This window comes from Alkalimonas mucilaginosa, assembly GCF_036327005.1.
Classification (GTDB): Bacteria; Pseudomonadota; Gammaproteobacteria; order Enterobacterales; family Alteromonadaceae; genus Alkalimonas; species Alkalimonas mucilaginosa.
This window is the reverse complement of record NZ_JAUGZK010000005.1, coordinates 48,656-67,469: the sequence shown is the minus strand read 5'-3', so window position 1 is coordinate 67,469 and position 18,814 is coordinate 48,656. Positions and strand designations below refer to the sequence as shown.

Sequence of the window (18,814 nt, the reverse complement as noted above, 5' to 3'; positions counted from 1 at the left end):
GGCTGGCCTATTAAAAACCGGCCTGCAGCGATAACGGGGGCTGGCGCAGCTGAAACAATTGTTCTTTTAACACCAAAGCCTGCTGCTCCCAGTATTTGTCTGTCGCAAACCATGGAAAGTTCATTGCAAAAGCCGGATCATCCCAACGTCGTGCCAGCCAGGCCATGTAATGAATTATACGCATGGCACGCAAGGGTTCGATCAGTTTCAGCTCCGCCGGGTTAAAATCGCAATATTGTTGGTACTCCTCCAACATGATGTCCAGATACAGCAACTGGTCGGCACGCTCACCCGACAGCATCATCCACAGATCCTGAATCGCCGGACCCATACGGCAGTCATCCAGATCGACAAAAAAGGGCCCTTGTTGATCAATGAATAAATTACCGGCATGACAGTCCCCATGCACCCGAATTAACTGCCTGGGTTGATACAAGGCAGTTGCTTCGGTGATAACCTGGTCCAATACGGTAAAAAATGCATTGTGCATATGCGCTGGGATGTGCGGGCACTGCTGCAGCACCTGCCGGCTTTGCAGCAAGTGGCTATCGGTACTGAAGCTTGGGCGCTGTTGAAACACCTTGCTTTGTCCCACCTGGTGCAGACGCCCTAAAAATCGACCTAGTTGGGCCAATTGTTCTTCGTTGTCCGTTTCCAGGGTGCGCCCCCCTCTGCTGGGAAACAGCGCAAAATAGCCACCGGTATAAGGCAATACGGATTGACCGGCCAGCTTTATGGGGGCGACCACCGGCACATCGGCGGCCAATAGCTCGTAGGTAAAGTCGTGTTCCTCCTGCAACTGGGCATGGCTCCAGCGTTGCGGGCGGTAGAATTTGACGACCCAGCGCTGGATCTCTGGCTGCTCTGGCAATTCGCCGATAAATTGATAGACCCGGTTCTCATAGCTATTGAGAGGGGTTAAGCCAGAATGAATGACAAAGCCGATATGCTCCAGTGCATCCAGTACGGCATCAGGTGTTAAATCGGCAAAACAAAAAGCGGACATGGGGCTCCTATAGTCGCTGCAGGCAAGAACATGCAGCGACTATAGCATGACTTAGCGTCTGGAGAAGAAGCGGTTGGTTTGTGAGACTTCGATATCTGGCTGCCCTTCAATGGTGACCGTAAAGGTGATGTCACTAATGGGTTGCTCCAGCTCCCAGGGATCGGCAGCCAGACTGATTGGCAGGCTGGCAGTCTCACCGCCGGCTACGGTTAGCTCGGTAGGGCCTATCCAACGAACATCAGCCAGCCCCGACATTGAAAACACAAAGGTTTGCGCTTGTTGTGACTTATTAATGATACGTAGCGTATAGGTATTTTCCACCCAACCCTCACTGGTATCACGGTACAAGGCTCCGCGGTCTCGCAGAATATCAAACTCCAGCGGCTGCCGGCTGTATAAGGTATAAACAAAGGCCAGACAAACGATCACCAGTACTGTGAAATAGCCCAGCAGCTTAGGCCTTAGCACATGGGCACCTTTGCCTTGCAGCCGGTTTTCCGTAGTGTAGCTAATTAAGCCTTTTGGATAGCCCATTTTGCTCATGGTATCGTCGCAGGCATCAATGCAGGCACCACAGTTGATGCACTCGTACTGCAGGCCATTGCGGATATCGATGCCGGTCGGACAGACATGCACGCACAGGTTGCAGTCGATGCAATCTCCCAGACCTTTGGCTTTGTAATCGGTATCTTTACGGCTACGTGGGCCACGGGTTTCCCCCCGACGCTCATCGTAAGCCACCGTGAAAGTATCTTTATCGAACATTGCCGATTGAAAGCGGGCGTACGGACACATATGAGTACACATAATCTCACGCATCCAGCCGGCATTGCCATAGGTGCAGAAGGTGAAAAACAACACCGAGAGCGTGGCCCAGAAACCGGCCTGTAGAGTGAAAAAGTTCAGAAAGAGTTGGTCCACCGGGGTAAAGTAGCCCACAAAAATCAAGGCTGTTAACAAGGCAAAGGCTACCCAACAGAGGTGGGTAAGAAACTTTTTACCGAATTTACTGATACTCCATGGCTGCTGGTCCAGCTTCATGCGTTGGTTACGACTGCCCTGAATCTTTTCTTCAAACCACATAAAGATAAAAGTCCAGACCGATTGTGGGCACAAATAACCACACCAAACCCGGCCATAAAACGTGGTAACAAAGAATAAGGCATAGGCCGCTATAATAAAGAGCCAGGCCAGAATGGTGAAATCCTGTGGCCAGAGCGTCAGGGCAAAGATACTGAATTTTTGTTCAGCGATATTCAGCAAAATGGCTTGCTCACCGTTGTACCGCAGCCAGGGTAGCAGCATAAACAGGCCCATAAAAAAGAAGCCCATGTAACGCCGTATAGCCTGATGCATGCCCTTCATGGCCCTGACATAAATGCGATCACGCGATGGGTAACGGCCTGGTGGTGTTTGCTCTGGCTTATGCAGCTTTACGTCTACCGGAATATTTTTCACATCAATCTTATTGGTCACGGTTACCTCTGCCCTGGCATGCATCAGCAGACAACGATTCTGCTGACTGCAGTATACCATTTCTTTGGATGGTGTTCAGGAACAGTGCTTTTACTTTGGTCGGATGCAGACAAATGTTCCGGCAATCAGGTATGATCAAGCTATCTGTACTCAGGAAAAGCTTTGCCATGAAAAAGCTACTGTTCATTTTGCTGGTCATTCTGTTGCTGGCGACCTTTTCTGATCATCCCAGAGTGAGTCCCTATAAAGAATGGCTGTTTCAGCAGTTTTATCAAATGGCCGGATTGACCAGCCGCTCTGGTGAAGCTCAGGCCTTACGCAACATTGACCGACTCTTTGCTGAGTTAGGGCAAGAGCTGGGTGAAGGCCAGCGGGCACAATTGCAACGGGCAGCATCGTCGAAACAGGAGCTGCTGTTATTCCGGCAGCGGTATTGCATCGATGGTGACTTTAATCCGTTGCTGTTTGGCGAACCACTGCGCAAAGCCTGTGGCATTATCGACAGTCAGTATGACATCCTGATGCGACACTGAGCTTGCGGTATATCAATAAAATTACTTTAGGAGATACTGATGCGTGTTTGTGGGGTAGATATTAAAAGCAATGAAGCCATTATTTGTCTGATGACGCTGGAGCAGGGATTATTTCAATTGCCGGATTGCCGCCAGCAGCGTTTTGCCCTCTTGCAGGATAAGGACGCCGAGTCTGTTCGCAAGTTTCAGTTTACACTGCAAAAATTTTTGCAGGACTATAAAGTAAGTCAGTTAGTTATTCGGGAGCGGCCGCAAAAAGGCAAATTTGCCGGTGGTGCTGTGGGCTTTAAGATTGAAACGGCCTTGCAACTGTTGCCGGATATTAACGTAGAGCTGCTATCTGGTCAGCAGATTAAAGACCAGCTCAGTCGTAACCCGCTGCTCATCGATTTTAAAGCCACGGGCTTAAAAGGCTTTCAGCAAACCGCTTTCGAAACTGCTTATGCCTGGTTGCATCGTAAAGAATAAAGCGGGACCTTAGCTGGAGCCTGTTTTATCCGAGGGGGTAACGGGCTCTATCACCAGATCGGGTCTTGGGCTGGCTTGCTGAATTGCCTGCAACACCAAATGCCGGATAATTTTAGACTTTGCTTCACCTGTTAACTCACTAAGCTGATTCAGGGCCTCAATCGCTTCCTGGCTCAGAGTAAAAGTGGCATGGCGCATAGGCTTACGTGGGCCTGGCTCTCCGTCAGGCTGCAGTTGGCGCAGGTTTACGACCTTAGGCAAACCCATGGCATAATTGTTGGCATCATCAATAAACGCATCTACATCGACGGATTTTCGTTCAGACGGCGTAGACTTTTTTTTCAGATCCTGCAGACCCATCTTCTTGTATCGCCTTCATCGACAGCAGTTCAGTAATAATATCCCGGATTTCTACAGCGGCTTTGCCATCCGGATCGATGTCCATCACCGATAAGCCTTTCTCTTCGCTGTCATCATAGATGTTACGGCTGTAGGTAATGGCTTCAAGGACTCGTAAGTTGAATGACTTACAGACTTCCTTGGCATCCAGAATACGGTTCGCCTGGTTCGGCAGGGATGGGCACTGTGTCATCACGCAGCCGACAATCATATCAGGATTGACCACATTGCTGGCGCTGACCAGATCTTCTAAATGCTCCAGTGTTTTCAGATCCCGTCGCTTGGGACGCAGAGGCAATAACACATGGCTGGCAACCACCATGGCCGAGCGCAGGGCAACACTGTCCTGGCCACCGCAGTCTACCACTACCACATCGTAATGCATTTCCAGGCTTTTCAGCTCGTACCGGATTTTGCCGTACATTTGTACGCAGTTAATCCAGGGCAGGTCTGGGTTCAGATGCCTTTCCTGTACCCAATCCGAGGTCGTTCGCTGTGGATCACAGTCGACCAGCATTACATTGGCTTGTTTTTCCCGGGTAAAATACACCGCGATGTTCTGTGCCAGACAACTTTTACCGCTGCCACCTTTTTCTCCACCGACTAACAGAATCATCTGTCTATCCTCATTTGCTGCTTTCAGTGAAATGTTCCTGCGGAACCTACTAAAAAGTATAGGCTGGAACTTTAGAGTATGCGAATAATCAGCGCTGGAAATGAGCGGCGAAACACGCAAAGCTATTGGCAGCGAACTTCAGGTAATTTATCTGTGTATCCGATGTAACAATCGAACAAAAAATATGCGCTAAAGATTTCCAGTTTCAGCAAAAAACAAGTATCCTACTTAGCTCAGTTGGTAGAAAGGCGGGTACGCAATGGCAAATTACAGCGAAGTGAAAGCAGTGTGTGAGCGGTTGCAAAGGGAAGGGCGGCCTATTACGTTGGATATTCTGGCGAAACAGATTGATGGCAGTCGCTCCAGCATTGTGGTGCATTTTGACCACTGGTGTACAGAGTATCAGTACGATCCAGTGCAGGCTGCAGCCCTTGATGCTTCGACAGCAACCACCCGTGGCATCGCTTCGTTAACAGCACTGACTGAGAAAATGCCTGGTTCATTAAGTAAAATGCTGAAATTCAGTAAAAATAAAAAAGCCAATCAGGAAAAAGATGCCGGGCAAGCCGAACAAGCTCCGCCGGCAGAGGTGATGGAGGAGGCCGCTGATTTGGGTACTGAACCTGAGCAGACGCTGACTCAGCCGATGGAGCAGGCCAAAGAGCAGCCAACCGATGCAAAGGAAGCATCTGCAGAACCCGTTGAACAACCAGATCAAGAGCCGGCAGTTGCTGCGAAAACGTCTGCAACCGTTCATGGTGTGCCCAAGGCACAGACTTCCCAACCATCAGCTGCTGTGACAGCGGCTTCTTTAACTGAGCACGATGACATGATTGAGCAATTGGAACTTCAGATTGAACAACTCGAACTGCAGCAGCAAGATATGCAGCAGGAAATTGACCAACTGCGTGAACGTTCGAAAGAGTTGACGGAAGACAGCCAGGATTTGCATCAGCAATTTACCGATGCGCAGCAACTGGCGATTGAACGCCAAAAAGCACTGAATGAATTGCAGCAACAATTAGTGGCTCAGCAGGCAGAGTTGAATCGCTTGAAAGATCAGTTGCTTGAAGTTGAGCAACAGCGGGATGAAGCTGTGCAGGCGAAACGGCAGGGGGATGAGCAATACGAACTGTTGGCGCAAAAATTGGACGCGTTGCAACTGGCCAATGCTGAGTTGCAAGCCGGTGCCAGCTCGAAGCATTCTGAGCATATCAATAAGCTGGAACAAAGCCTGGAGCAAACTCAGCAAGAGCTGAATCTGCAAAAGCAGCAGTTGCCGATCCTTGAGCAGCAATTAAAAAAAGCCGAAGAGTCCCGGACTGCTGTGCAGCACAAGTTGGATGAAGAGCAGCAAGCTTACCGGGCTATGGAAACCAAATTGAGCGATTCTCAGCAGCATGCTGCTGAGCTGAGCGAGCAGTTAAAGCAGCTGGCAGCTGAGCGCGACCAGGCGCTGCAACAACTGAGTGACGTTAAAGAGAGTAAAGAAGAGCAGGAGCAACGCTTAAAAGAGCAAGCCGAAGAGTTGGAGCAATTGGCCTCGAAGCTGCCGGAGATGCGTTCTGAGCATGAGTTCAGTGAGCAAGAACAGGAATTAAAGCGGCTGCGGTCACGCTTGCAAGTGATGGAAAGCAAGATTGCTCACCTGCAAAATACCAATTCCATGCTAAAAGAGCAAAGTGAAGTTACTACCGGCCATCAAACCCGGCAGCGGGAAACCATTAAATTGCAACGCGAAGAGAACAAGCAACTGCGTGAAGCCCAGCAGCAGTATCTGCAGGAGAAGGAGCAGTTGCAGCAACGTTGTCTTAAGCTGGAAGAGCAATTGAACTTTGTAAAGAGTAACTCCACCTCTACCATTGAACGTCTGACACTGTCTAACCAGCAAGCTCAGCAAAAGATCGTGGTACTGGAGCAGAAACTAAGTAAAGCAGCGACCCCTTCTTAAGGGGCGCTGCCGGTTCGTGAAGTGGAGGAGCTTAGCGAAAACGCCGGCGTCGCAGCAACAAACCCAATAACAGCAGACCAGACCAGATAGACAATGAGCTGGCACTGTCAGAATCAGGTTGCTGAGGCTGTTGACCAATCAGGGTATTGGCGACGGGGCTTAAGCCGGCAGCTGTATTTGAACGTGGATCCACCACCACCACACTTTCAATCATCACCAGGTGTTCAGCTGTAACCGCTTTGTTGGCGGCAGCATCGGCGTTGCTGTAATTACGCAAAGGCATGCTGTCGGCAGCACCACCAAGATTATAGCGTGGCAGAGCAGCAATACGTTCCAGCACTTCCATGCCATGCTCTGATACCTGACCAAACACAGTAAAGCCACCATTTTGCGTATCCAGTTGTGGGCCGCCAGCATGGTTGTCTTTCAGATTAAAAAACCACTGATTGGTGGCACTGTTGGCATTTCCGGATACCTTGGCCATGGCAATGGTACCGCGACGGTTGGACAGTTTGGGTTCATTCTGTACGGCTGGTTTGGCCGGGATAACTTTTAATGGCATGGCACCGCTGTATGTAAAACCACCGCCCTGCACTACAAAATCCGGCACCATCCGGTGGATAACACTGTTGTGGTAGCTTTCATCTTCTACGTACTTTAAAAAGTTTTCTACCGTTTTTGGCGTGACATCATCAAACAGATTTACTTCAAAGGTGCCTACCGATGTGCGAAACTCAACGATGGTAGCCTGTATTGAAAAGCACAAACCAGCACATACCAGGCCAGTGGCCATGAGCCGAGAAAGGGGTTTTTTCATGGTTATTTCCGCATGCTATGAATAGAGCAACAGCATACTTCACCAGAGGTGACAGCAACCAGTCTGGGTAACACTTAGTAACCAAAGGCTACCAAAAGCAACAGCTGTGATTGGGCTACAGCATCACAGCCAGCAGCAAAGCCAATAACAGCAGGTCCTCGGTGAGTCGGGATAACAGGTGTCGGATCAGCCGCATAGTCACTCCGCAATGGCGAAATGGAATTGTACAAAATCGAAACGACTTTGCCTAATGACCAATGGATGACAGTTGTGGCTGTTGCTGGTGATCCAAGGGTATGCAAAGGTCGGCCAGCCAAGGCAACTGCTGCCAACTGACACGGGTTAAGCGCTCAAAACTCAGCATAAAGTACTCAAGCTGCTGCTTCGTCATGCCTTGACCATGTTGTTGCCACAGTTGCTGCTCTTGTTTGGCCCGCCAGCGACAGACCGACTCCCAATCCGGTGCCTGCAGCCAGATCAGCGGCCTTAGTAACTGCCAATACTGCTGATAAGCGCCGGCCAATTGCTGGTTGATAAAGTGTCGCCATTGACCGGTCGGATCAGCGTTGGCCTCCAGGCTGTTCTGTGGCTGTTCAAGCTCTTGCGCACTCTGTGGGCTAAGTCCCAGACACCAGCCTTCGACGATCAGCAGTTGCAGCTGTTGCAGCGGCCGGTCAGCGACTGGCTCATCCAGAGCTTTATCAAAACAAGGCAGCTGCACCGGCTTTGCTGCGAGTACCTTGTTGGCATCGGCAATGGCTCTGTCAATGGCGTGGGTGCCTGGTACACCCCGCTGGGCCAATAGAGGATGCACCTGCTCTGCCAGTTGTTGGCGCAATGCTTTGCTCAGGTAATAATCATCCAGCGATACAGTAGCCGTAGTTAGGTCCAAAGCCGTAAGCTGCTCGGTGAGCAGGCGGGCCAAGGTGCTCTTGCCACTGCCCTGAGCACCACTAATGCCCACTACGGCTGGTTTGGGCAAGGCAAGCAAATGGCTGCAGAGCTGAGCCAGCAGCTGCTGATAAGCCGGGCTGGTATCACTTCGCTGCATGGTCAGGGTCTTCGTTATCGCTGTTTGCCGGCTCCAGCCAGCGGTACAGGGTTCGGCGGGTAATGCCAAGCAGCTGGGCGGCCTTTTGTTTGTTACCAGCGGTATGCTGCAGCACCTGCTGTACATAGTTGCGCTGCAATTGCTGCAAGCTGGGCCAACTGGTGTTGCTTTGGTGAGGCTGATTGGTCTCTGGTTGATAATTGCAGATACGGCCGGGCAAATCTGCCGGCTGAATCTCTGTGCTATCGGCGAAGGTAAAAGCGCGCTCAATGGCGTTTTGCAATTCCCGCACATTGCCGGGGAAAGGATAGCGGTACAGACAATCGAGTGTTTCCGGACTGATGCCCTGCACATTTTTGGGTTGCTGTTGCTTTAGCTTTTGTAAAAAGACATCGGCCAGCAGCTCCAGATCATCGGCCCGCTCACGCAGCGGTGGTACCTGCAGACTGAAGGTTTCCAGCCGGTAAAATAAGTCGGCACGAAAGCTGCCCGCCTCGACTTTTTGCTCCAGATCCTGGTGGGTAGCGGCCAGAATACGTACATCAATGCTGTATTCCTGATCACTGCCCACCGGGCGGATTTTTCCTTCCTGCAAGACCCGCAGTAGCTTGGCTTGCAGCAGCAGGGGCATTTCAGCGATTTCATCCAGCAACAGGGTGCCGCCATCAGCTTCTTTAAACAGGCCCTGGCGGGCATTACGGGCACCGGTAAAAGCACCGACAGCATGGCCGAAAAACTCGCTTTCCATCAGTTCGGCTGGGATGCCGGCGCAGTTGACGGCGATAAATGGCTGCTCGCTACGGGCACTTTGCCGGTGAATGGCCTGAGCGACCAGCTCCTTACCACTGCCACTTTCTCCCAGAATCAGCACGGCGCCCTGGGCCGGTGCCACCTGGGCAATGTGCTGGTACAGCCGGCGCATGGCACGACTTTTCCCAATCATCCCGGTGATGCCATCAGGGCTCTCCTGTTGCTGTTGCCGCAGCTGCCTGACCTCGCGTTGCAGCGCCTGGTGGGCCAGCAAGCGTTGTACGGACAATGTCAGATGATCCAGATCCAGCGGTTTGGTCAGAAAGTCATCAGCGCCTTGTTTTAAGGCTGCAACGGCCTGACGCACGGTACCAAAGGCTGTGATCAGCAACAGTGCCGGTGGATTGCTGAGTTGCTTGATGCGGCTTAGTAATTCCAGGCCACTGATACCGGGCAGGCGAATATCGCTGATCACCAGTGCAAAAGAGTGCTCTGCCAGCACAGCGAGCAAATCCTCTGCCTGGGCAAAGGCAGTTACCTGATAGCCCTGGCCGGTCAGTTCTTCCTGCAATAACTCCAGCAGAGCCGGATCATCTTCCACAATCGCCAGCTGGTGGGGTGAGAATGTCATGGCTGTGGCTCCTTCATGGTAGCGAATGGCAGGGTCAGGCTTAGGCGGCAACCTGTTACCTCTTGGTTTGGTTGCGTTTTGTTGGATAGTTGCACACTGCCCTGATGTTCCTGCAGAATTTGCTGCACGATAGCCAGGCCAAGGCCGGTGCCCTGGCCTTGCGGTTTCGTGGAGACAAAAGGTTGCATCACATCAGCTGCTGCCTGGCCTGTCGGCAGGCCGGGCCCGTCGTCTTCAATCAAAATAGTTAAGGAATGCGGATCGCTAATCACCTGAATAAGCACCTCGGAGCGGGCGGCCTGCACCGCATTGCGCAGGCCATTGACCAGTGCCAGCTCTAAGCGAGCCGGATCCAGCGTTAGCACCAGTGCCGGGCAGGGAGTCAGCAGCCGGGGCTCGGCATCACCAGGTTGCAGTTCAAAGCTGATACTGGTGAGTGCCTGCTGGAGCAACTCCGGCAAAGAGATCGTCTGCCAGCTGGCAACCGGGGTATGGGCAAAAGCTTGCAGCTGTTTCACCATCCGGCTTAGACGCTGCACCTGGCCACGAATGGCCTCCAGTTGTCGCTGGCTGTCTTCGTCCTGTTGCAGGCGCAGCAACCGCTGTGCCCGGCCATCAATGACGCTGAGCGGTGCGCCAAGCTCATGCGCAACCCCACTGACCACCTGGCCAATAGCCGCCATGGTTTCCTGCTTCTTCAGCTGTTGTTGCATTCGTTGCTGCTCTGCTTGTTGGCTTTGCAGTTGCGATTGCGCTACTGCCATATCATCCAGCATTTGATTAAGACCAGCAGCGACTTCTGCCAGCTCAGCCGGGCCCTCCAGTGAAGCGCGGTGCTTGCTATTGCCGGCGGCGACCTTACGCATGCTGTCCACCAACTGATGCACCGGCTGACCAATGGCGCGTTGATGACCGCGCCACATAATCAGCAGGCTAAGAAGTGCCAGTGCGACCCAGCTCATCCAGGCCAGGGTCGACATCCGGTCCAGGCTTTGCTCGAAGTCACTGCCTTTACGGCTGATTTGCAGCAAGCCGTGGATCTGACCGCTGCGATCAATCACCGGTAAAAAATGCGAAAACAACGATTGGCCTGAGACCGAATGGTAACCATCCTGCTGCAGACCGGTTCGCACCACCTCCGAAGCCAGCTCGCTGTCGGACAGGTCCCGCTCAGTGACTCCGGTGGCGGCGACCAGTCGACCATCGGTGTTGTAAACCGATGCGCCATACACCCGGCCTATGGTAAACACCGACTCCAGATGAGCATTGATGGCTACCAGATCTTGCTGCAGCAGCGCATCGCTAATGGGTACACGGATAGCACGGCCAATCAGCTCCAAATCAGTGCGCATGCTATTGCTGACTAACTCACTGGTTAAAGCCAGGCCAAAACGAATCGCCAGCCCGACCAGCAACAGCATCGGCAGTACCACAAACAGCAATAAGCGTCGCTGCAAACTGGCTTGTGGCCAGCGTCGTAGATTGGATAAAAATGTCACATTGCCCCCTATTGTGTGTCACTAGTATACACAATTTAATTGGGGTTGCTATGACATCAAACGGAGATGTTGTTTATTGTTGTTTAATATCAGTTGCTTATTGTTTTTCTGTCGGGTTGGCACGCCTCTGGCAACAGTCTTTGCGAACTCAAACCAAAGGAGTACCATTATGAAGAAAACTGCCCTTGCCCTTTGTCTGGCCGCTTTTTCTGCCTCTGTCACCCTGAGTGTTGCACAGGCCGATCCGGCTGCAATGCAGCCACAACAGCAGCAACAGGTTGAAATCACCGAAGCCAAGCTGCTGCAGTTCACCATGGCGATGGATGCGATTGGCGAAATTGGTGCCAAGTACGAAGCGGAATTTCAGAGCGCTGAAAGTGCGGAACAAGCCCAGCAAATTCAGCAACAGGCTCAAAATGAAATGGTCGAAGCAGTGGAATCTGCCGGCTTGACCGCCGCAGAATACAATGCCATTGCGCAACAAGCTCAGCAAGACGATGAGCTGAGAGAGCGCATCCTAAGCATGTCGCGCGCTGACTCCTAAGCTTCGGCTGCAGCCAGAGCTTGGCTGGATTGCTCATACCAGACCCTGTCACGCCGACAGGGTTTTTTTATGACTGACTGAGCTCAGCTGGTACTTCTTTGGCAAAGCCGCTAGGCTAACAGCATGATTATGCATGGAATACAGTCTTTATGCTGAGCAACATAGCCAAACCCTTTGTTCGTCTGACCGAGCGTTATCTGCCGGATCCCTTCGTGCTGGTGCTGCTTTTGACGCTGTTGGTGTTTGCGGCCGCCATGCTGTTTCAGCAACAGGCACCGCTAACTGTTCTGCGGTATTGGGGGGATGGCTTTTGGGGCTTGCTGAACTTTGCCATGCAGATGATGCTGGTGTTGGTCACCGGTTTTTTACTGGCGACCACCCCTTTGGTGCAGCGGGCACTGGATGGGCTGGCTGCCAAGGTGCAGAGTGCCGGTACGGCCATTGTGCTGGTGACGCTGGTCGCACTGGTTGCCAGCTGGCTGAACTGGGGGTTTGGTCTGGTGGTGGGCGCTTTTTTCGCCAAAGCGTTGGCGCGGCGGGTAGCGGTAGATTACCGCCTGCTGGTGGCCAGTGCCTACTCCGGTTTTGTCATTTGGCATGGTGGCCTGGCAGGCTCGGTGCCACTGACCATTGCTACGGAGGGGCATTTTTCTGAAACCCTGATTGGCGTGATCCCGACCAGTCAGACTATTTTCTCCGGCTTTAATCTGACCCTCACCTTGCTGCTGGTACTGCTGATCCCGATGCTGAACCGCTTGATGCTACCCAATAAAGACGAGGCAGTTTTGGTGGACCCGACCAAACTGGCCGAGCCGTTGCAAGCCGCACCTGTCCCCGAGCGGCCGGCTGAGCAACTGGAGCACAGCCGCTGGCTGGGCTGGTTGTTTGGCGGCCTGGGGCTTGGTTACTTGTGGCTGTATTTTAGTGATGGCGGTGGCCTGAATTTAAACAGCGTCAACTTGTTGTTTTTATTTGCGGCGATTTTACTGCACCAGAGCGCACGCAATCTGCTGACCAGTTTGCAGCAAGCGATTAGCGGCAGTGCCGGTATTTTGCTGCAGTTTCCTTTTTACGCCGGCATGATGGCGGTGATGGTGCAATCGGGCATGGCTGCAAGTTTGTCGCAGTGGTTTGTTGGCTTTGCCAGCAGTGAGACCTTGCCATTTTGGAGCTTTTTAAGTGCCGGCCTGGTCAATATTTTTGTGCCTTCCGGCGGTGGCCAGTGGGCGGTGCAGGCACCGGTAATGCTTCCGGCCGCGTTGGAGCTGGGCGCTGATATCGAGCGGGTGGCAATGGCGGTGGCCTGGGGCGATGCCTGGACCAATCTGATTCAGCCATTTTGGGCTTTGCCAGTGCTGGCGATTGCCGGCTTAAAGGCCAAGGATATTATGGGTTTTTGTCTGTTGCAGCTGCTTTTAACCGGGTTGGTGATAGCAGCGGTGCTGACCTGGTACTAACCGTACAGCAGAGACCTGTCAGTTTTGCTATAGTGGCGCAATAACAGTGGCGCCATGATCTTTTTTACGAACCAGGGAGCTGATTCATATGCAACATGTAGTGATTACCGGAGGCAACCGCGGTATAGGTTTATCGCTGGTGAAACAATACTTAGCCAAGGGCTGCAAAGTAACGGTGCTATGCCGCACCATGTCGGCTGAGCTGGCCGATCTGGATGTGACGGTGCACAGTGGCATTGATTTTAGCCAGCCGGAGCAATTGCAGCAGGTGGCGCAGCAGTTTTCCAACAACTCGGTCGACATTCTGATCAATAACGCTGGTATTTTTAGCAATGAAACACTGAATGAGCTGGATTTATCCCGTATTCAGGCCCAGTTCCAGGTCGATGCTCTGGCGCCGCTGGTACTCAGCCACGCCATGCTGCCGGCGCTTAGAAAAGGCAGCAAGATTGCGATGATCACCAGCCGGATGGGGTCCATCAGTGACAATGGCTCCGGTGCCTATTACGGCTATCGTATGGCTAAGGCCGCGTTGAACGCAGCCAGTGTGTCGCTGAGCCTGGATTTGGCCAGTCAGCAGATTTATGTTGGTATTTACCATCCGGGTTTTGTTAAAACTCAAATGGTGGGTTTTGCCGGTGATATCAGCCCGGATGAGGCTGCCCGTCGTCTGGTAGAGCGGATCAACGAGCTTGATGCCGGCTCCAGCGGCCAGTTTTTCCACAGCAGCGGTGAAGCCCTGCCCTGGTAAAGGAATGAGCTGCCATACGCATGCATGGCAGCCACAGCATCAGAACTGATAGCTTATACTGAGCCTGGTATTTCGGCCGGGCATACTCTGATTCTCCGGATCCGGCCAAAGGGCATAGCTGCGGTTGGTCAGGTTCTCAATGCCAAGACGAACTATCAGGCCGTCCCAGCCACTGTATTCTGGCTGATAACTCAGATACAGATGATGCAGTTGAGAGCCTTTGCCATCCATATCCCGATCCAGATACAACTGAGGCAGTCGTTTCATATCGCGTGTCAGTCGTGACACTGTGGTCAGGCTGAACCCTGCCGGTAACTGCCAGTTCAGCCCCAAATTGATACTGTCCTGTGGCGCCCTCTCATAAGGCTGGCTGCGTTCTTCAATGGTCCCAAGAAAGAAGTTGGGAATGCCGGTCACGTCCATGCGCACCCGGCTGTAGTTGGCAAAGACACCAAGTTGCCGGTAACGGTAGGTCAGTTCAAATTCCCAGCCGCGAGACTCAAGCTTGCTGATATTGCGGCTGGAGTAATCCCTGTGGGTGGCTTCCAGCGGTGAGGCAAAAACTTTCTCGCCATCGACCAGCTTGTACATAAAAGGTGCGGTATCAATAAAGTCACGCACTTCGGTCTGGAACCAATTGAGTTTTAACATCAGTTGATCGGCGAAGGCCAATTGTTGGAAAACCAGACCAGTACCCACTTCCAGGTTACGGCTTTTTTCGGCTTGCAAATCCGGCTGTGGTGCGCTGTAGCAAATCTTGGTTGGACGATGGCAGCGCCATTCGTCTTGCTTATACAGCTCACGTAAGTTTGGTCCGCGGAAGCTTTCGTTATAACGGCTGTAGAAACGCAACCATTCGGTGGGGCGGATGGTCACACCAAGATTGGATGACCAACTGCCATCGCTGTTGACCCCTGCATCCTCGAACTGCTCTGAGCGACGCCGGTACTGATCGTAACGAAGACCAGCCTCCGAGCTGAGCCAATGCGACCAATCAGCATCATACCGCATGCCGGCAGCCCAATTGCTGCCTTTGCTACGGCCATAGTAGGTACTGGTTGATTCACTTAAGTGATCGTAGGCATGATCGCGGAACTGACCCCGATCCATCTGCAGAAAGCTGGTCAGTACGCCAGACCAGCTTTGTCCCTGCTGAAACCACTGTTGACTCAGTTTCAAGCCCTGGTTCTGATCACGAAAGCTGTCGTCATTATGAAACGGGTACACCAGCTCGCCCAGAATGATCTCGCCCTGTTGCAAGCGGTCCCGCTCAAAGCGTTGCAGATACAACTGGGCCTGCAGATTTTGCCAGCTCTGTTCGCCCTGATAGCGGTACTCCAGCGATTGACTAATACGCTTGCTGCGTTCGGTTTCGGTCAGTGGTTGATCGGCCCAGCTGTCGGTATTGCGAAAGGGTAAGTCGGCTACATCATTGCGGGTGAGCTGGGTATGGCTACTGACATAATGATGTCCTTGCCGGTGTTCGAGCTTTAGCCTTAGGTCATCGTTTTGGCTGTCATTCTTGATACGTTTGGTCTGGCCGCGCAGCTCACCACTGCTGTCGGTCAGGTTGACCTTCATTTCACCAAAACGACGGCGGTTGCTGTGCAGGGCCGCCGCAAAGCTATCATCGGCATAGAACAACGTTGAGCCATACTGACGCAGATCCGGCGCATCACCATAAGCTGCCCGTAATACCCCGCCAAGCCCTGCTTCTCCTCCCGTGTAATCCCAGCCGCCTTTGGTGACTACCCGGACCTGACCACCGATGGCGCCACTGCCCTGCGCAATGCCATCGGCACCACGGGTTATTTCAACCGCCCGTACTATGCTGGGGTCAATATCCAGTGGATTCAGATACGCATTGGTGGCAGAGCCATCGCTGTATTGCTGGTAGCGGACACCATCCACATCCAGATGGATGCGCTCATTGCCAAAACCCCGAATGCTGATTTGGCCGGCTAAGGGGCGGCTGTTATTGCTGGTAGCGATGCTGGGCGTTTGTCGTAGCGCATCGCTCAGCTCCTGGGTGATGGCATTTTGCAGATGCTTGTCGGTGATAATGGTCATCGAACGCGGGATTTCCAGTTCCTGCTGCATGCTGTCCAGCCGGCTGCCGATCACCAGCAGTACTTCCGTGTCGGTATCATCGGTATGGGATTGCCCGGTAAGCTGTTCTGCCGCATATATGGAGCTGTTTAATAACAATAGAGACAAGGTACTAAGGGTAAACACAGAGTTCATTACATCATCCTAATATCAATGAATGGGGATAAAAGCGCGGATATGATAACGGCACATATAGCAAATGCAAATAGAAATCATTATTATTCATGATTTTCAGGGTTTTCCTCCATCTTGCAGCTGTTATAGTGTTGGCCTTGTCATAAAGAGGACTCTGTTGAAAGGGGAGCTTTTCATGAAGATTGCAATTATCGGGGCCGGTGCGATTGGTGGCTGGCTGGCTGTTTTAGTGGGCCATCATCTGCCACAGCAAGTGCAGTTGTCGGTATTGGCGCGGGGGGCCACGCTGCAGGCCATCCGACAGCATGGTTTGCAACTGACGCAGGCCGGTCAGCTGCATCAGGTGCAGGTGCGGGCCAGCGATAATCCAGCAGAACTGGGTGAGCAGGACCTGGTGATCCTGGCAGTCAAAGCCCAGTCATTAATGAGTGTCGCGCCGGCCGTCGCCGAATTAATGGGCCAGCACGGCAAGGTGTTGGTGGCGATGAATGGGGTGCCCTGGTGGTTTTTTCATGGCGCGGATGCGCTACTTGCCGCCCCACTGCAAACCGTAGACCCGGATGGCCGGATTGGCCAGCTGATCCCGGCTGAGCGGGTGATCGGCTCTGTCATTCATGCCAGTTGCCGCACTACAGCACCTGCTCAGATAGCGCATGTGATGGGGCAAGGCCTGATTCTGGGGCTGCCGGATGGCCAGATCACCCCCCAACTGCGACAGCTGGCAGCCTTGCTGGAGCAAGCTGGCTTGCAAATCAGCCTGTCAGAGCAGATCCAGCGCGATATCTGGTACAAGCTGTGGGGCAATATGACGATGAATCCGATATCCGCGTTAACCCATGCAAGTTGCGATCAAATCCTGGCTGATGCGCTGGTGCGGGACTTTTCCGCCCGGGTGATGGAAGAAGCCCGGCAAATAGGGGCGGCTATTGGCTGCAGCATTGAGCAAAGCACCGAGGATCGCTTCGCCGTCACCGCCAAACTCGGCGCTTTTAAAACCTCGATGCTGCAGGATGCTGAAGCTGGTCGCAGTCTGGAACTGGATGCGCTGGTCGGCTCGGTGCGGGAAATCGGTCAGCGGCTGCATCTCGCTACCCCCTGGACCGATACACTCTATGGTCTGACCCGGTTGATGGCCAAAAACCGTGGTTTGCTTTGTAGGTAGGATAAAGACCGTACTGCTGGGTGTTTTTTAATCAGTTTAGGCTATGCTAAATACAGGCGCCGTTACCGCCAGGCGGTATGCCATTGTGCAACGCATAAGGAGGCATCGCCATGACATCCAAACGCATCATTCTATGCTGTGATGGCACCTGGAATGAACCGCAGGAAAACCCAACCAACATTGTGAAGATTGCCCGGGCTATCCAGCCGATGGCGGAGGATGGCCGTCATCAGGTGGTGTTTTATGATCAGGGAGTAGGCACCTTTGGTCGGGTAGATCGCTTTTTTGGCGGTGCTTTTGGCATGGGGGTGGCCCGTAATGTGTTAAGGGCTTACCGCTTCTTAGTCCACAACTACCAGCGCGGTGATGAAATCTACTGCTTTGGTTTTAGTCGTGGCGCTTATACGGCACGAGCTGTGGTAGGGATGGTGCATGCGCTGGGGTTGGTGTCAAAGCCGCAGTTGCATGAATTAGGGGAAGCTTATCGTTACTACCGTTCAGCGCCCGAGCAACGGGCAACACTATGGTTAAACAACCCTTATCAGCACAACTACCGACCAACCATTCGCATGGTAGGGGTTTTTGATACCGTTGGGGCTCTGGGGGTACCCGTGTTGGCGCTTAATCATTGGGGCCGCTCCCGGATTGGTTTTTTTGATACGCATTTAAGCCCGCTGGTCAAATATGCCTACCATGCGCTGGCACTGGATGAAAAGCGTGAGCCTTTTGCTCCGGACTTGTGGACTGGTGAGATACAACCTGATCAACAGGTTGAGCAATGCTGGTTTGCCGGTGTTCATTCCGATATTGGCGGTGGTTACCCCCGTTCCGGGTTATCGGACACCTGTCTGGAGTGGATGCTGGAAAAAGCCAGAGCGCTTGGATTGAGTTTTGACGAGCCCTATCTGGAACAACAGCTTCGAACCGCCCCGATGCAGCGCGAACACAACTCCTATACCTGGCCTTATCGTTTGTTGGCTTTACTCAACAATGGAGCTTATATCCGCCGTATTTATGGTAGAAGCAATGAAGCTGCGATGGGAGTGCGGGTTCACAGCAGTGTTTATCAGCGCATTGAGTCGGGTTATTATCAGCCGCAGAATCCGGATTTACCTGCCACATTGGCAGACTACCTTGCCAGCCTGCCAGGCGGTATGCAGGATGCTGCCGCCAAGGTGGAGGCAACGGATGGTAGTGAGCGCCGGCAATACCCGCGTTTGGTTGCCAAACCGGATGCTGATTCAGCCCGCTTGTATTTATCCACCGAGGCGTTTGAATGTCAGGTGCTGGATTACAGTGAGCAAGGAGGGGTGCGGCTGCGCTGCAGCAAGGACATGCAACCCGGCACGCGATTACAGCTGGCTTTTGAGAAAACCGGGCTGCGTCAGGCGGTTTGTGTCTGGCAGCGCGGTGATGAATCCGGGCTGCGTTTTGCCGCCTGATAGCAGCTTTCGTGGTA

General features: G+C 52.8%; 17 protein-coding genes. 8 read left to right on the top strand and 9 right to left on the bottom strand.

The window, feature by feature from the left end:
• Positions 1–10: 10 nt before the first annotated feature.
• Both QWF21_RS08505 and ccoG read right to left on the bottom strand, forming a co-directional pair.
• Positions 11–1,006: a serine/threonine protein kinase gene (locus QWF21_RS08505; RefSeq protein WP_330087627.1), complete on the bottom strand. Its 996-nt coding sequence runs from the start codon at positions 1,004–1,006 to the stop codon at positions 11–13.
• Between the two features lie 51 nt (positions 1,007–1,057).
• Positions 1,058–2,482 carry a cytochrome c oxidase accessory protein CcoG gene (ccoG, locus tag QWF21_RS08500; RefSeq protein ID WP_330087626.1) on the bottom strand — a complete coding sequence of 475 codons (1,425 nt, stop codon included), beginning with the start codon at positions 2,480–2,482 and terminating at the stop codon, positions 1,058–1,060.
• Between the two features lie 167 nt (positions 2,483–2,649).
• Here ccoG and QWF21_RS08495 point away from each other — a divergent pair, with 167 nt between their 5' ends.
• Together QWF21_RS08495 and QWF21_RS08490 are read left to right on the top strand one after the other, a co-directional pair.
• Complete coding sequence (locus QWF21_RS08495; RefSeq protein WP_330087625.1) at positions 2,650–3,015, top strand: hypothetical protein; 366 nt, start codon at positions 2,650–2,652, stop codon at positions 3,013–3,015.
• Positions 3,016–3,054: 39 nt separating this feature from the next.
• Complete coding sequence (locus QWF21_RS08490; protein WP_330087624.1) at positions 3,055–3,483, top strand: DUF3010 family protein; 429 nt, start codon at positions 3,055–3,057, stop codon at positions 3,481–3,483.
• A 9-nt stretch (positions 3,484–3,492) separates the two neighbouring features.
• Here the strand turns inward: QWF21_RS08490 and QWF21_RS08485 are convergent, their stop codons facing one another.
• The gene (locus tag QWF21_RS08485; protein WP_330087623.1) at positions 3,493–3,843 is read right to left on the bottom strand and encodes a replication protein RepA; all 351 of its coding nucleotides are present in this window, start codon (positions 3,841–3,843) and stop codon (positions 3,493–3,495) included.
• Positions 3,803–4,498 (bottom strand): nucleotide-binding protein, encoded by a 696-nt coding sequence (locus tag QWF21_RS08480; protein WP_330087622.1) that lies wholly within the window; start codon positions 4,496–4,498, stop codon positions 3,803–3,805. The genes QWF21_RS08485 and QWF21_RS08480 overlap by 41 nt, the downstream gene beginning before the upstream one ends.
• Positions 4,499–4,757: 259 nt before the next feature.
• On the opposite strand from QWF21_RS08480, the gene QWF21_RS08475 reads away from it, so the two are divergent.
• A complete protein-coding gene (locus tag QWF21_RS08475) occupies positions 4,758–6,449 on the top strand; it encodes a coiled-coil domain-containing protein (RefSeq protein ID WP_330087621.1) in 1,692 nt (563 codons plus the stop codon).
• A gap of 31 nt (positions 6,450–6,480) precedes the next feature.
• Here QWF21_RS08475 and QWF21_RS08470 read toward each other — a convergent pair whose 3' ends face one another.
• The 4 genes from QWF21_RS08470 to QWF21_RS08455 form a co-directional block, all read right to left on the bottom strand.
• Positions 6,481–7,266, bottom strand: coding sequence for a peptidylprolyl isomerase (locus tag QWF21_RS08470; protein ID WP_330087620.1), 786 nt, complete (start codon positions 7,264–7,266; stop codon positions 6,481–6,483).
• A 247-nt stretch (positions 7,267–7,513) separates the two neighbouring features.
• Positions 7,514–8,317: a kinase gene (locus QWF21_RS08465; protein ID WP_330087619.1), complete on the bottom strand. Its 804-nt coding sequence runs from the start codon at positions 8,315–8,317 to the stop codon at positions 7,514–7,516.
• A complete protein-coding gene (locus QWF21_RS08460) occupies positions 8,304–9,698 on the bottom strand; it encodes a sigma-54-dependent transcriptional regulator (protein ID WP_330087618.1) in 1,395 nt (464 codons plus the stop codon). The genes QWF21_RS08465 and QWF21_RS08460 overlap by 14 nt, the downstream gene beginning before the upstream one ends.
• Positions 9,695–11,197: a sensor histidine kinase gene (locus QWF21_RS08455; protein ID WP_330087617.1), complete on the bottom strand. Its 1,503-nt coding sequence runs from the start codon at positions 11,195–11,197 to the stop codon at positions 9,695–9,697. The genes QWF21_RS08460 and QWF21_RS08455 overlap by 4 nt, the downstream gene beginning before the upstream one ends.
• 169 nt (positions 11,198–11,366) lie before the next feature.
• On the opposite strand from QWF21_RS08455, the gene QWF21_RS08450 reads away from it, so the two are divergent.
• The 3 genes from QWF21_RS08450 to QWF21_RS08440 all read left to right on the top strand — a co-directional run bounded on the left by QWF21_RS08450 (position 11,367) and on the right by QWF21_RS08440 (position 13,949).
• A complete protein-coding gene (locus QWF21_RS08450; RefSeq protein ID WP_330087616.1) occupies positions 11,367–11,741 on the top strand; it encodes a DUF4168 domain-containing protein in 375 nt (124 codons plus the stop codon).
• Positions 11,742–11,890: 149 nt separating this feature from the next.
• Entirely contained in the window at positions 11,891–13,198 is a 1,308-nt protein-coding gene (locus QWF21_RS08445; protein WP_330087615.1) for a short-chain fatty acid transporter, read from the top strand.
• Positions 13,199–13,286: 88 nt separating this feature from the next.
• Positions 13,287–13,949 (top strand): SDR family oxidoreductase, encoded by a 663-nt coding sequence (locus QWF21_RS08440; RefSeq protein ID WP_330087614.1) that lies wholly within the window; start codon positions 13,287–13,289, stop codon positions 13,947–13,949.
• 39 nt (positions 13,950–13,988) lie between these two features.
• Here QWF21_RS08440 and QWF21_RS08435 read toward each other — a convergent pair whose 3' ends face one another.
• The gene (locus tag QWF21_RS08435) at positions 13,989–16,193 is read right to left on the bottom strand and encodes a TonB-dependent receptor domain-containing protein (RefSeq protein ID WP_330087613.1); all 2,205 of its coding nucleotides are present in this window, start codon (positions 16,191–16,193) and stop codon (positions 13,989–13,991) included.
• A gap of 175 nt (positions 16,194–16,368) precedes the next feature.
• Here QWF21_RS08435 and QWF21_RS08430 point away from each other — a divergent pair, with 175 nt between their 5' ends.
• Complete coding sequence (locus QWF21_RS08430; RefSeq protein WP_330087612.1) at positions 16,369–17,355, top strand: 2-dehydropantoate 2-reductase; 987 nt, start codon at positions 16,369–16,371, stop codon at positions 17,353–17,355.
• A gap of 110 nt (positions 17,356–17,465) precedes the next feature.
• A complete protein-coding gene (locus QWF21_RS08425; RefSeq protein ID WP_330087611.1) occupies positions 17,466–18,797 on the top strand; it encodes a DUF2235 domain-containing protein in 1,332 nt (443 codons plus the stop codon).
• The last annotated feature ends 17 nt before the right edge of the window (positions 18,798–18,814 follow it).

Bases quoted from the DNA above. Each gene is read 5' to 3' on its own strand.
- QWF21_RS08440 (WP_330087614.1), top strand. From the start codon at position 13,287: ATGCAACATGTAGTGATTACCGGAGGCAACCGCGGTATAGGTTTATCG.
- QWF21_RS08490 (WP_330087624.1), top strand. From the start codon at position 3,055: ATGCGTGTTTGTGGGGTAGATATTAAAAGCAATGAAGCCATTATTTGT.
- QWF21_RS08470 (WP_330087620.1), bottom strand. From the start codon at position 7,266: ATGAAAAAACCCCTTTCTCGGCTCATGGCCACTGGCCTGGTATGTGCT.
- QWF21_RS08475 (WP_330087621.1), top strand. From the start codon at position 4,758: ATGGCAAATTACAGCGAAGTGAAAGCAGTGTGTGAGCGGTTGCAAAGG.
- QWF21_RS08505 (WP_330087627.1), bottom strand. From the start codon at position 1,006: ATGTCCGCTTTTTGTTTTGCCGATTTAACACCTGATGCCGTACTGGAT.
- QWF21_RS08480 (WP_330087622.1), bottom strand. From the start codon at position 4,498: ATGATTCTGTTAGTCGGTGGAGAAAAAGGTGGCAGCGGTAAAAGTTGT.
- QWF21_RS08465 (WP_330087619.1), bottom strand. From the start codon at position 8,317: ATGCAGCGAAGTGATACCAGCCCGGCTTATCAGCAGCTGCTGGCTCAG.
- QWF21_RS08430 (WP_330087612.1), top strand. From the start codon at position 16,369: ATGAAGATTGCAATTATCGGGGCCGGTGCGATTGGTGGCTGGCTGGCT.
- QWF21_RS08485 (WP_330087623.1), bottom strand. From the start codon at position 3,843: ATGGGTCTGCAGGATCTGAAAAAAAAGTCTACGCCGTCTGAACGAAAA.
- QWF21_RS08445 (WP_330087615.1), top strand. From the start codon at position 11,891: ATGCTGAGCAACATAGCCAAACCCTTTGTTCGTCTGACCGAGCGTTAT.
- QWF21_RS08460 (WP_330087618.1), bottom strand. From the start codon at position 9,698: ATGACATTCTCACCCCACCAGCTGGCGATTGTGGAAGATGATCCGGCT.
- QWF21_RS08425 (WP_330087611.1), top strand. From the start codon at position 17,466: ATGACATCCAAACGCATCATTCTATGCTGTGATGGCACCTGGAATGAA.
- QWF21_RS08450 (WP_330087616.1), top strand. From the start codon at position 11,367: ATGAAGAAAACTGCCCTTGCCCTTTGTCTGGCCGCTTTTTCTGCCTCT.
- QWF21_RS08495 (WP_330087625.1), top strand. From the start codon at position 2,650: ATGAAAAAGCTACTGTTCATTTTGCTGGTCATTCTGTTGCTGGCGACC.
- QWF21_RS08435 (WP_330087613.1), bottom strand. From the start codon at position 16,193: ATGAACTCTGTGTTTACCCTTAGTACCTTGTCTCTATTGTTATTAAAC.